11 protein-coding genes and 1 pseudogene are annotated in these 13674 nt (G+C 42.5%); 3 read left to right on the top strand and 9 right to left on the bottom strand.

Annotated elements, in window-relative coordinates; translation table 11 throughout:
- Positions 1-195: 195 nt before the first annotated feature.
- A pseudogene (locus OLM33_02815) lies at positions 196-376 on the top strand (IS3 family transposase).
- 191 nt (positions 377-567) lie between these two features.
- Positions 568-1419: a hypothetical protein gene (locus tag OLM33_02810; protein MCW1712604.1), complete on the top strand. Its 852-nt coding sequence runs from the start codon at positions 568-570 to the stop codon at positions 1417-1419.
- Here the strand turns inward: OLM33_02810 and OLM33_02805 are convergent.
- Entirely contained in the window at positions 1376-1867 is a 492-nt protein-coding gene (locus OLM33_02805) for a DUF488 domain-containing protein (GenBank protein MCW1712603.1), read from the bottom strand. The genes OLM33_02810 and OLM33_02805 overlap by 44 nt on opposite strands.
- Positions 1868-2433: 566 nt before the next feature.
- A complete protein-coding gene (locus OLM33_02800; GenBank protein ID MCW1712602.1) occupies positions 2434-3507 on the bottom strand; it encodes a linear amide C-N hydrolase in 1074 nt (357 codons plus the stop codon).
- Positions 3508-4036: 529 nt separating this feature from the next.
- Here OLM33_02800 and OLM33_02795 point away from each other — a divergent pair.
- On the top strand, positions 4037-5338 hold the full coding sequence (locus OLM33_02795; protein ID MCW1712601.1) for an ATP-binding protein: 1302 nt from the start codon (positions 4037-4039) through the stop codon (positions 5336-5338).
- 180 nt (positions 5339-5518) lie between these two features.
- Here the strand turns inward: OLM33_02795 and OLM33_02790 are convergent, their stop codons facing one another.
- The 7 genes from OLM33_02790 to OLM33_02760 form a co-directional block, all read right to left on the bottom strand.
- A complete protein-coding gene (locus OLM33_02790; GenBank protein ID MCW1712600.1) occupies positions 5519-5788 on the bottom strand; it encodes a type II toxin-antitoxin system RelE/ParE family toxin in 270 nt (89 codons plus the stop codon).
- Positions 5772-5996, bottom strand: a complete 225-nt coding sequence (locus OLM33_02785) for a ribbon-helix-helix domain-containing protein (protein ID MCW1712599.1) — start codon at positions 5994-5996, stop codon at positions 5772-5774. Before OLM33_02785 ends, OLM33_02790 begins: the two co-directional genes overlap by 17 nt.
- Before the next feature lie 259 nt (positions 5997-6255).
- Positions 6256-7620, bottom strand: coding sequence for an AAA family ATPase (locus tag OLM33_02780; protein ID MCW1712598.1), 1365 nt, complete (start codon positions 7618-7620; stop codon positions 6256-6258).
- Positions 7621-8372: 752 nt separating this feature from the next.
- The gene (locus OLM33_02775; protein MCW1712597.1) at positions 8373-9308 is read right to left on the bottom strand and encodes a transposase; all 936 of its coding nucleotides are present in this window, start codon (positions 9306-9308) and stop codon (positions 8373-8375) included.
- A gap of 967 nt (positions 9309-10275) precedes the next feature.
- Positions 10276-10500, bottom strand: a complete 225-nt coding sequence (locus tag OLM33_02770) for a ribbon-helix-helix domain-containing protein (GenBank protein MCW1712596.1) — start codon at positions 10498-10500, stop codon at positions 10276-10278.
- A gap of 666 nt (positions 10501-11166) precedes the next feature.
- The gene (locus OLM33_02765; protein MCW1712595.1) at positions 11167-11550 is read right to left on the bottom strand and encodes a hypothetical protein; all 384 of its coding nucleotides are present in this window, start codon (positions 11548-11550) and stop codon (positions 11167-11169) included.
- Positions 11551-11765: 215 nt separating this feature from the next.
- Positions 11766-13667: a hypothetical protein gene (locus OLM33_02760; GenBank protein MCW1712594.1), complete on the bottom strand. Its 1902-nt coding sequence runs from the start codon at positions 13665-13667 to the stop codon at positions 11766-11768.
- Positions 13668-13674 lie beyond the last annotated feature (7 nt).

The raw sequence follows: 13674 nt of genomic DNA, 5'->3' as shown, positions 1-13674 counted from the left end.
AATCCCGGACAAAATTTAAAAGAAATTTTTAGGAGTTGACTTTCGGCGTCCATTTCCGCTTCAGATATCCTGATCGCCTGTTTAACACCAGAATCCAGCGTAAGGAACGGGTCGTATAATAACTTAAGCTTCACCCCGCTGTAAAAAGAATGAACATATTATTTTATGTCAATTGTGCAGGTCTGACCCCACTGCTTTTCTGGTCGACTCAAAAATGAAATGTTTTATCATATGAACTGGTCAGGAGTTAGTACTTGATGGTTTTATAAATATATTGGATAAATATCTATATTGGTACAATGAAAAGAGAATTAAAATGTCATTGGGCGCAATGAACCCGCTGGAATATAGGCAAAAATTGGGTTTGGTAGCTTAAACCAGTCCAAGTTTTTGTCCGCACCCCCAATTTGGGGATTTTAGGCTTGCAGAAAGCACACTTCTGGCGCTGAGTATCGCAGCTCACTTATAACAATATCCAACAGAAACTTTCTTTAAGTATTAGGATCTAATGGTATGCTTAATTGTATGGCGAGAGTGAGTGACTAATTGATGAAGGAAGGTCTTCCGATGTCTGGAAACTCATTAAATAGAACAGAAAAAATTCTTATCCTTGCTAAAACCTACCCCAGTCCAAGTGCAAAATACGGGGAAACTTCATGTATCGCAGGCATTACAGATCGTGCAGAAATGAGGAGGATATACCCGGTTCCATATAGACGACTCGAAGGCAAATACCAATTTTCCAAGTGGCAGTGGGTCGAAGTGGAAACCTATCCAAATACACAAGACATCAGAAAAGAAAGCCGAAAAATATATTTTGATAGGATAAATCTTCATAATGTCATTAACACGAAAAATAAGTGGAAAGAAAGGATGTCCTGGGCAGGCGGTATCCCCCAGATTGACCGTTTTAAAAAAGAAACAGGGAATGAACCTTACTTAGACTCCGGGATCAGCCTGGCTTTATATAAGCCTGCATTGCCTGTCAAACTAGAAATAATGAAGGCTTCTCAGGAACATTGGAGTGAGAAAGAGTTGTCAAATCTGCGGCAAGTTGAACAAGCAGACAATTCATTATTCTCTGATGAAGGGGGAAATCTACCAATCAAAATTTTAGAAAAAATTCCATACGATTTTTATTATTCGATGCAGGTAAAGACAGAAGATGGACTGGAAAAACAAGTAAAACTAAAACTTATTGATTGGGAGGTCTGTGCATTATACCGTAAGTGCGTACGAGACTATGGGTCTAATTGGACAGATAAATTTAAAAACAGGATCGAGAGTGAAATGAACAGTAAAAACCTCCATCTTCTACTTGGCAATCAACATCGGTTCCATAATCAATGGATGGCAGTGAGTTTGATCTACCCTCCTAAGACCAGCACAGGCGAAGCTGTACAGGGGTCTCTCTTTTAGTGGGTTTTTCAAAAGATAAGTTGCTGACCGTAAGCTCAGGGTGCTTTAGGGTAATCGATTTCGCTATCAATGAACGGTGACAGAAATTTGCATCTGCTTCAAAGCAAAAGAGCGAGCAGGGAAAGCTTTTGATATATGAAGACAGTGATTCCAGTGCAACAGATTCGTTGTCTAAGAATTTCTTATAGCTTCTACAGTAAGCAAACCAGTCTCCATCAACTTTATATTGATCTCTTATCTGAACCGGGCAGCCCAAAGCTTCGAAATGCTTATATGCAATACCAACTTCCGACAGCCTGCTGCTGAGAGCCTGTTTAGAAAATCCGGCCTTACGTGAATATGGCCGTTGGCGAACATCGGCAAGGATCTCTATCCCGTTATTCTTTAAGCACTTTACAAATTCATCTATATTTACACCTTGGTATCCAATCGTATAAATTGTGTTCATTAGAACCACCTCTTTATCGTTATTATACTTTAGCACCAAGCATCAAACAACACCGGCTATCCCCGTTAAATTTTTGACCTTTTCAACGCCATGCTCCCAACTGCCGATCTATCCGCCGCAAATAAACGCTACGCCGGTAACTGTGGTTTTTCAAGCCACGGCGAATTGGTCCATAATCATTAATTCTCCGTCTGAGCCCGCCAGGCTGTTACCTCTGTCAATTGTGGAGGTCTGACTGTCCCCCTTGTACTCATCCTCGAATTCGAGGGGTTTATAAGTTGGATTATTGAGCTGTTCCCAAATATCTAAAAGCTGCTCAGCGGGTGTCAGGCCTGCATAATTAAGAAAACCAAAAATTTAGGGATATCTTCGAAGTTTTTCTTCGGTTGAACTTTGGCTTCTGCATCCTCTTTAAACCTTCTGCTTGCCCGGATAACACCGGATCCGACAGAAGAAACAGATCCTCTGTCTCCATTGGCTCAGCCCCGATATACCAATGATTCGAATGGATACCTTTCTGTCAATTGTGCAGGTCTGACCCCAATTATTTTTTCTATTGTGTTTTATCAGTCAAAAAATTTGGGAACTTTTAATTCCGCAGGATCCGCCTTCTGGAAAAACTTTGAAACATTGCCGTAATAATCAGGATTTTTGCTCAGTTCAAGCTTCATGGCCTGAGATCCTGCGCCGGAATCAAATTCGGCAAAATCCGCCCATACAAGATAAGGGCTGATCGTCGATTCATAATAGTAATATCCGTTGGTCAAATCGCCTACCGTACGCCAGATCGTGGCTGCAGTGTACGGATGCTTCGGGTCCAAAGTCACTATAAAAGGCTGGGACGCATTTCTTGTAACGCTCAGCATATAAGCTATTGCCTCACGAATGTTATTGGGCTGCGGTGTATTTTTCATATAAAACGATGCCCTTACGAAGCGGTCAGCGGCATCGGACGTACCGGGCAGAGGTTTTTTCCCGCCGAAACCTTTGTATTTTTTGAGGTTCTCCTGCTGTTTATCAAATGTAGGAGAGTTGGTCATGATCGTATATTTACGGTCATGATAAATGACTGGTTTTCCGTTTAAATATTCTATAACAGCTGAATCTCCTGTCCTATCAGCCAGCGCGAGGTGTAGAGAAGCGCGCGCTTCTGTCACCCCCACAGTCGGAATATACATAGGTATATTGACGTCAACGATCTGGTACAGCCCGGACTGAATATCCCGGACAGCATCTGCGACTGTCGAATAATTGTCAAGCACATACTGGGCCCATAAAGCTATTGACAGGCCCGGTTTAGTTTCATTCCGCGCACCGTAATCACTTTCAGTGAGCCAGAGCAGGTTTGCTTCAAGGCCCTTTTCGTTAAGTCCGTCGGAAACAAAAGACTGGCCTTTCACAGTCGAAGCAGTCACGATACTGCTGTATTTAGCAGCCCATACCATCGCATTCCCTCCTGCAAGCCCGCTGCGCTTGATACCTCTCGGCAGAAACCAGAACGCGCTGTCGATATTTTCAGGCCAGTCCATATTCCGGCCCACGAGAACAGCCTGTCCGTTATTGGCCGAAAGTACACGGCTGCAGGCTGAGGCAGGGCTGTACGCTAAAAATACAAAAACAAAAGAAAGAAAACTTAACATGCATAAACATAAAAACACATTTTTAGAAAAATTGGACATATTTTTAGCCTCCTTTGAATTCAGCTTAAAATAGTCCTATAAATCAGTACTGTCAACAGATTTAATATTTCATGGAATATTTTTAATTCATGCCTCACTGCATTGACTTAGTTACTATCAGCTTCCCTTAAACCACTACTAATGTCATAAAACACACCAAAATAAATCGAATCAAGATAATATTTGAATTTCTAGGCTATATATTTGAACTGGTGGGGGAAACACAGAGGGGGGCAGACCCACACAATTGACAAAATGTCCTGCCTTTACGATTGCTTCACCATCGCTTCACCACAGCTTCACGCGACCATATTTGTCGCAGTTTCACAATTGTAAATGCCGCTTGCCAATTGCTCGCCGCCGGTGCTCTCCCCGGCAACCCCACCACTGCAAATCTGCAAATTATCGTCGTAAAAAGTGTAATAGTTGATCACTTTTTCGTCGTAATTTATGTAAATATGGTTTATAATCTCTTTTGAGGTGATCACAAATGTACCGTAAAGCAATTGAAGATCTTCATAAATGGAAGAATAAGGAAAACAAAAAACCTCTCATCATACGTGGGGCACGTCAAGTAGGGAAAACCTGGTTAATGAAAGAATTTGGAAATATCGCTTATACAGATACAGTCTACATTAACTTTGAAAATAACCCGCAGATGGCAGGTTTGTTCGCAGCAGATATGAAAATTGACCGGATAATTACCGGCATTGAAATTTATAACGGACGTAAAATTGACCCCCAAAATACATTGCTTATTTTTGATGAAATACAGGAAGTGCCGGCAGCTCTGACATCGCTTAAATATTTTAACGAAAACGCACCACAGTATCAGATCGTATGCGCCGGCTCCCTGCTTGGAGTCGCACTGCATCCCGGGACATCGTTCCCGGTGGGCAAGGTGGAGTTCCTTGACCTTTACCCCCTCTCATTGACTGAGTTCATGCTGGCAATGCAGAAGGGACAATTTGCAGATCTGCTTAAGAATGGTGACTTAGACATGGCTACCACTTTTAAGCAGGAGTATGTAGATTTACTCAAACATTATTACTATGTCGGAGGTATGCCGGAGGCTGTACAGAATTTTGCCGAAAATCGTGATTTCAACAGCGTGCGGGATATACAGCAGCGTATCCTGACTGCTTATGAGCAGGACTTTTCCAAACATGCGCCTAACGCCGAAGTGCCTCGTATCCGTATGCTCTGGAACAGCATTCCGTCACAGCTTACAAAGGAAAACAAAAAGTTTATTTATGGTCTCATTAAAGAAGGTGCGCGCGCAAAAGATTACGAAATGTCAATGTTATGGCTGACAGATTGCGGGCTTGTCCATAAAGTTCAGCGTGCAACAAAACCTAACCTGCCTTTAAAAGCATATGAGGACTTGAAAGCCTTCAAACTTTTCCTTGTCGATGTAGGGCTCCTCTCCTGTCTGGTGCGGTTGGGGCAGACAGTCCTCCTTGACGGAGACAGGCTGTTCAATGAGTTCAAAGGTGCTCTGACGGAACAGTATGTTCTTCAGCAGCTAAAGACAGTCAAGGAACTTGGAACATACTATTGGACGAATGACCGCGGCAGTGCTGAGATAGACTTTTTGCTGGATACAGGCACAGAAGTTATCCCCGTTGAAGTTAAGGCCGAGAAGAATTTGAAGGCCAAGAGTCTGAAAACCTATTGCGAGAAATTCAAGCCTAAAACTGCGATTCGCACCTCCATGTCCGATTACAAAAAGGAAGATTGGCTGACCAATATCCCACTGTGGGCGATTGAAATTATTGCAAAGGTGAGGTGAAGCAGTTGTAAAGGCCGGCGGAAACTTCCTCCGCCGGAAAATTTGCAACAACTCCGGTCGCGGGGAATTCGCGAGGATAGTCGCGGGAGAATTTGCTGAAAGAACCATTCAGCGGTGAATTGGCCATGCCCTCAAATCATAAAGCTTGAATTCCCCAGCGGATGTACTCTCCGCTTTAAACTAATCTTGGTCATAAACGGAGCTTCGGTGTCCGAGTTTCACTACCAAAACAAGGAAGCGGCTGTCTTCTATCCTGCATAGAATACGCCATGCGCCTACTCGGTAGCGCCATAGCCCGGAGAGATCTGCGACAAGGGCTTTTCCTCTTCTTCTGGGGTCATCAAGGCCGGCCAGTTCATCAAGATAGTTTAATATCCTCAGAGCCTGAGGCTTATCAAGCGAAGAGAGTTCCTTTTCTGCCTTTCTTGAAAATTCAATCTGCCAAGCCAAGGCGCGACCTCACTTCCTCAAGGGAAGATGAAGCCTCTCCGTCAAGGATGTATTCTTCATATGCAGCTGCCGCAAGTGCAGCATCTTCAATATCATCAAGATATGTCTCAATTGCCTTCCGCGCATACCAAGTCTTAGTTCTGCCGGTTTTATCGGCAAGTTTTTCAAGTCGCTCCTCCAGTGGTTTATCCAGTCTCACTGCAAGCATAGAAATCCCTCCTTATTATTGCTATACAAGTATAGCGAATAATATTAAAAATACAATAACGCCATACAAAAAATATGCACGCTGCTGTCAGCAACGTGCAACAAACCGCCCCGGAAAATTTGCGACAAGGCAAGTCGAGTTGAATTGGGTCATAAATCTTGAGTTCACCGCGATGCGAAGCGATGCAAATTCCCCGAACCTGCCCCTTGATCCCTACTACAGATCAGCCGCCTCTAAAAAATGCTTAGCAGTCTGTCCTTTACAGCAGCATTGCCATATATAACGGCAGATGGACTATGCCGTCCTTTACCATTACGTCATTGGTATAAAGGATATAGGAACTGCCAAGGCTTTTGGAAAATTTTTTCCTAAACTTGTCCAGCGAGGAGTGAGAGCGGTATTTGCCTGATTTGACCTCTATCGGCGCTATCTTTCTCTCTTCGGTTATCAGAAAATCTATCTCCATGTGGTTCTCCCTGTTATTTGGATCGTTCCGCGAATAAAAATAGAGCTTGTGGCCTCGAGTTCGCAGCATTTGAGCGACCACGTTCTCCATTATCATGCCCTCGTTGATTTCCAGCCTGTCAAAAAGAACGGCCCTGTACAGCTCGTTCTCCACGAATGGCTTATCCATAAACGCGAGTGTGATCAAAAGCCCGGTATCGGCCATATAGCACTTCTGTGTTGCTTTATCTGCGCTGAGCGCCAGGCCGACATGCGGATCTGTCGCGTTCAGGGAGGTATTTACTATCATCGCCTCGTGCAGCCATATGAAAGAATCCTCGAAATTCCTGAAGCGGGCCTCCTTGGAAATAGACGAAAGCCTGTACTTTTTCTCCTTCTTTGAAAGCTGTCCCGGGATACCGTCAAAAACAGCGATGACTTTATTCTCATACCCGGCGGCAAACTTTGAAACATCATTCCGGTATAAAGTTATTATTTGTCTCTTTACCGCGTCAACAGACTCAAATTCCTTGTTCCGGAGATATGCCAGCACTGCCTGCGGCATTCCTCCGACAATAACGTATTGGCGAAAATCGTTCATCACCTTGCGATGAAGGGCCTGCCCCAAAGGAGTCCTGTTATTGAAGCAGCTTCTGACAAGCGGCATCGTGGCAAAGTCGCCCAGCGCCCACAGGAACTCCTCAAGATCCAGAGGAAACATCTCAACATGTTCCTCCTCAGACGGTATTATAATGTCCTGAACATTCTTTCTGATGCGAATAAGAGAACCTGTTTCAATATAGTCATATCTTCCATCCTCCACGAGATATTTTATCAACTGCCTTGCTCGTGGATACTGCTGCACCTCGTCAAATATAATGACCGACGACCTTTTGTGGAGCAATGTCGAGTAGAAGGCGGAAAGCTTCGCGAAAAAGAGGTCCAGATTCGAGCTGTCATATTTAAACAAATCAAGGATCTCCACCGGTGCGTTCCCAAAGTCGATCATTATATAACTCTCGTACTCGTTCTCAGCGAATTGCCGGCAGAGGAAGCTTTTTCCAACTCGTCTCGCACCGTTGATCATCAGTGCGCTGGTCCCTCTGCTCTTATTCTTCCACTCCAACAAACGGTCATACAGTTTTCGTTTGAGGACGACAGTATCCTTTTCCTCGGTCATGACAGGTCTCACTCCTCGCAGAGAATTTACTTGGCATAAACGCACCATATCACCTTTGTCACGAAAAGGCAAGTTCGATAGAGAATAATCAGCACGAAAAAGCAAGTTAAATAAATGATAATCAACACGAAAAAGCAAGTTAATGGAAGGCATCGTTGCTGAGATACGTCGCGATCTGCTTCTCCGCAGCCCAAAGGCTGCAATCCCCCGCGGATGCACTTTCCGCCTGCCTTTAACTACTGCTTGCCAACTGCTTGCCTACGCTTGCCTATTGCTCGCCGCCGGTGCTCTCCCCGGCCGCTTTTACTACCATTGGGACTTTGGGACAATACGCAAATGATCCCCTTTGCAACGACAGGGACCGATCTCTTCCATCGGCCCCTGTTATTCTTTCCCGGCAAAAGCCTTTCCTGTTTTTCGAAAGCAGTTCCAAGGATCAAAAAAGCCTTTTGAAATTCCGGGGATTTTTAGCTTGTGACAAACAATTTATCCAATAGTAATTCCTGCCTATGACTGATTTCTTGATTTTTGCAGACAATACGTTTTGGATAAATTTTCTGCAGCAATTACAAAATTATCCATACTTATCCATACTTTATCTGCTGAAACACGGCAAGACAGAGCCGACGGCGCTAAGGCTTAGAGCTACTCGCGCGATCCAATAGAGCCGGCCTGCGCGCTGCATAGAGCCACCTTCCTAAAACTCCTGTAAGGTTCAAAATACGGCTGACTGGATCGAAAGGCTTATACACTCACAGACCAAGGATCACCAGGACTTCTTCTATCTTTTTTCTCAATGGGGCGTCCACCTTCATGGCTGCTTCAAATCTTCTTCTCGCCTGAGTCACGCCGGAATCAGACAACCGGTAAAGGCATCCGATCTCCCTCAGCTTTGCCGCGCTGTAACGGTGGCATAAATATATTCCGGCAAATCGCGCAGTTCTTTTGTCATCCGGAAAGATTTCCAGGGCTGCCTCTTGGATCATTTTCGGATCCGTTTTTTCTTTAAGTTCCGTCAACGCAGGAAGATCCCTGTCCAAAGTCCTTCCATCAAGCTCGTTCTCTTTGATGCGGCGAACAAAATCTTCGCTCCCCAATATGGTCGAAGCTACTACTCCTGCAAGCGGGTCAATGTAGCCTCCGTTGACCTTTTCTATTACATAATTTCTGTAGTCCCTGCGAGACTGTGTGGGGTCCGTGCCAAAATATCCGAGAATGAATCCTGTTTTGAGCCAGGACGGAGAACTTCTCTCTGTGTAATAACTGTAACTTGACCAGCGATACTCTTCCGGAGACCTGACCATTCCCGCTCTGGCCGGATTCAGATGGATGTAGCGTGAAAGCTCTGTAGCGTAGGCATCGGCTTCAACCAGAATAGCTTTGTAGCGTCCCTGCAAAAGGTGTCCCGTTCGTTTTCTTTTGATATTAAAAAAGTTGGTGTAGGAACTGTTGATGTATTTCATTATGAGAGAGAGATTACCCTGCGGGGTCTCGATCATCAAGTGATAATGGTTCGACATAAGGCAATAGGCGTGAACGACAGCTTCGTATTTTTCTTGAGCGGATGCAAGGTAAGAAAGGAACATTTCACGATCGGTGTTACTTTTGAAAATATCCTTCCGCTCATTTCCCCTTGAGGTAACATGATAAAAAGCTCCGGGATATTCTATCCGCAAAGGCCTCGCCATGTTTTTGCCTCCTTGATCGCTGTTTTTTTAAAACAATAAACACACTCAATCACTCAATTTTTATTGAAACAGGCTATTATGTCAAATGTGTAGGTCTGACCCCAATTTGACCCATTAAAACAATAAACACACTCAATCACTCAATTTTTATTGAAACAGGCTATTATGTCAAATGTGTAGGTCTGACCCCAATTTGACCCAAATGTGTAGGTCTGACCCCAATTGCAATCCCTATTTTTCAGAGAGTTAGCCAATCTGTCAATTGTGTAGGTCTGACCCCCACTGGCTCTATATGGAAACAGGGCATTATGTCAAATGTGTAGGTCTGACCCCAATTGCAATCCAGAGAGTTAGCCAATCTGTCAATTGTGTAGGTCTGACCCCCACTGGCTCTATATGGAAACAGGGCATTATGTCAAATGTGTAGGTCTGACCCCAATTGCAATCACAGAGAGTTAGCCAATCTGTCAATTGTGTAGGTCTGACCCCCACTGGCTCTATATGGAAACAGGGCATTATGTCAAATGTGTAGGTCTGACCCCAATTGCAATCACAGAGAGTTAGCCAATCTGTCAATTGTGTAGGTCTGACCCCTCTGGTGTTCCCTGGTGCATTTGTAGAACCTGAGACCCGGACCCATCCCCGTCATGCCCGTATGCCGTCGAGCGGGAATCCAGGTCCGGTCTTGTTCTAAGCCCTCTCTCCGTCGTCCCCGAATGCTTAAATCCGGGATCCATCGACTTCTGTTTAAGATCTTGTAAATACGCTAATAGTCTAAAATCAAAGCCACGGGCCCCCTGATCTCAAAGCGCATTCGAAATGGTTCGGGCACTGAGGTTGATTTAATAGTTTTCCTCAGAATATTCAAATCATATTTTTCCAAGGTTAGCAAACTTCTGTCAATTATCCACATTTTGTCAAATGTGTAGGTCTGACCCCAATGGTGTTCGCTGCCTTTCTTGAAAATTCAATCTGCCAAGCCAAGGCGCGACCTCACTTCCTCAAGGGAAGATGAAGCCTCTCCGTCAAGGATGTATTCTTCATATGCAGCTGCCGCAAGCGCAGCATCTTCAATATCATCAAGATATGTCTCAATTGCCTTCCGCGCATACCAAGTCTTAGTCCTGCCGGTTTTATTGGCAAGTTTTTCAAGTCGCTCCTCCAGTGGTTTATCCAGTCTCACTGCAAGCATAGAAATCCCTCCTTATTGTTGTTATACAAGTATAGCAAATAATATTATAAATACAATAACGCCATACAAAAAAATGCGCGCTGTTATTACCGGGAATGGTGTCCATCATACGCAATCGCGTGTTCAGTTTTATGCAGCGTATGTAAACTAAAAGGGTATTGGGTTTCGGTCGTGCTTTCAATGGCCGTTTTGCAAAACTGGGGATTTCCAGTTTGCAAAACTGGGGATTTTCATTTTGCAATTCTGGGGATTTTTAGCTTACAAGAAACAAACTGCTTGCCTACGCTTGCCAATCGCTCGCCTGCTCTCCCATATTTCCCGGCAAAAGCATTTCCCTGTCTTTCGAAAGCAGTTCGAAGGATTAAAACAAGACAGCGCTTTTGTAATTTCGGGGATTTTTAGCCTGTAGCCTATGTCAAATATGTAGGTCTGCCCCCAATCGCATTTAAAGGCCTCGCCATGTTTTCGCCTCCCTGACCGCTGTTTTTTCAAACAATAAACAGACTCAATTTTTATGGAGACAGGACATTATGTCAAATGTGTAGGTCTGACCCCAAATATTTCGTTCCCAGCGGGGGTACGAAAAATAGGCTTTTGCAATTTCGGGGATTTTTAGCTTATAACAAACAATCAGGAATTAATCCGCTTGTTCGCTGGTACCTGCAGTTAGATGATTTCTTGTATAACAAGCGGAACAAAACTCTCATATTGAGCTTTCTGCAGTTGTCCAAGTCTTGCTCTGACATCAAAAACTACCTCTCCATCAAAGTCAATTGTCCGTGGGGTGAATGGGTCGCGCTTTAACTCTTTACTTATGATCGACGCGATTTGAGGCGAAGCATTGGAAAGGATCTGATTCAGTTGGCTTTGATTGAAATCGAGTGAAAGAGCATGCAGCTCCCCGGCAATTGGCATCTCTACCATGGTTGAGAATTGGTTGCGACCAAGGACAGTAAGGCTGTACAGCTTGAAGGCATAAAAGTATTGGTCGACATTTCGTGATATTCCGTCATTCAACTGGCGTAAACCGTAGTCTGGTTTGAAACTCATGTTGTTTCCTCCCTATATAGCAAATGTTTGAATTCACCGTACCTCGCCCGGCTTAATGCACAAAACCGGCGAAATGATAGATTGTGCCAAAGACAATGAGCTTAACTCTCAAATCGCTTCTGTTCTTCTCACTGCTGTGTACTTTTACGATCTGCTCGCAATTACAGACACTAAGCCTCACACAAAGGATTTTTGTTGGAACCCAGCTCTATCAACTAATGTGTGTCTATGTAAACAGTCCCCCAATAACCTTCATCATAATTTTTTTTGTCATCCTTATTTTTTTCTACTACATGATCTTTAGGTAGTTTATATTTGTGTAGCTTCGGTCTTGGAGTAGTTAATCCATATGCAACTGCAATACGCGGAAAGTCGTAATGATTAATTCCTTCAAAGACCAAATCATCAGGCACAGTCAATCTTTCAACTGAATAAGGCCCCCAGTTAGTGTATTTGTCCTGATACCATGATTCTTTAAATACATCTTTAACACCTTCTAGTCCGCTTCCGCCCCCACATACAAAAATTTTTACGTTGTTCTTCTCCCAATCCGCCTGCCTTGGGTTTTGATCATACGCTTCTCCCCAAACTTCGTACCTAGATTGTTTCCATAGTTCTGACAAAAAATTTTTTATTTTTTCTTGAACTGATTTACTTTGACTATACGAGTGCTCGATCGCATATTTAAGATTTTTATAATCTATATTTTCATCGATATTATTTGCTATCAATTTCTCCACATCATACATACCTATTGGATAAGTAACCGCATTCAGCCAGTACGCACATCTCTCCCCGTCTGAATCTCTACGTAAATTAAAAATTGAAAAATCAGTTGTTCCAGATCCGAAATCTATAACTCCATGCATTTTATTTTCTGCAGCGAGGGAATTTAAGTAACATACCATTTGAGCTACTGCCTCAGGCACAATATGTATTTTTGAATTTTCTATTTCATCAGCTTCAGTACTTTTCCAAAGCTCAGCAATGTTTTCAATTAATGTAATATCATTATTTCCATTCCACAAACTGCCGATCTTTTCAACCACATTTATAGCTTTTTGAAATCCTTTCCTTAAATTTTCTTTTTCATAAGTATCTAAAGGAATACAAATATTTATATTAAGGTTAATTGAACGTTTGTACTGACTATCCAGTTTAGATCTGATGATTCTTATTATCCAAACTAGATATGCAATAACCCAATAAGCAGGATTTATATAATGAGGACTAATGTTGTTTGACTCACAATACTGAACGAATCTGTCGTATAATTCCACGTTCTTATAGTCTGGATCGATTGAGCCAGCAAAAAGCATCTTGACACACCTTATCCCAAGATCCCAATTTCTGTTTTCTAAATACTTATATGCCTCTTCACCAAACAATATTTTATTATTTTTAAAAGCAATTAGAGAAGGCTGAGCATAATGCATATTGGGCATTGTACTTATCTCCATAGGAATTACTTTTTCTACACCTCCGGAGATCCTGTAGGCAACTTTGGTCGAACTTGTTCCAAAATCAAGTCCTACATAAATTGTGTATGGTTTTTCATCAACGGGTGATATTCGTCTCTTCTCTGGCACTTGCCCCGGTTTTTCTGCTATCTTACCTTTTTCTTCATTATTAATAAAAAAATCATTTTCGGTACTTGGAATAGCATGAATAGTCTTTTTTTCTTTTAAAACAGATTCTTCTCCCGTGTTCTTTATTGATTTTGCGGAAACGCCGGTATTTTGAGTATTATTCTTATTATTATTTAATTCATTTATCCAAGAATAATTTTCCATATAATCATCATTATTATCTTTTTTGTTTATTGATTCTACAAGAACATCTTCATTTTTAAGTTCGTCAACCCATGAATAATCTCCTGCATCATTATTAATTGATCTATTTTCATTTTTTATTGTTTCTTCTTGTCTGTTATTGGGAATAATTACTTTCATTTTTTCTGATTTGCTTTTTGTTTGAACTTTATTATTTTTTGGATTAATATAAAAATCTGTCTTTTCTATTGTTTCCTTAATTTTTTTGTTTTGAGAATTATCAATTGACATTGCCATTGTACAAACAATAACAATAAGCACTATACTTATAATAAGTACTACCATATTATTC

This window comes from Synergistaceae bacterium DZ-S4 (genome assembly GCA_025943965.1).
Classification (GTDB): domain Bacteria; phylum Synergistota; class Synergistia; order Synergistales; family Synergistaceae; genus Caenicola; species Caenicola nitritireducens.
The sequence above is the reverse complement of the archived record's forward strand: the minus strand, read 5'-3'. Positions and strand labels throughout refer to the sequence as shown.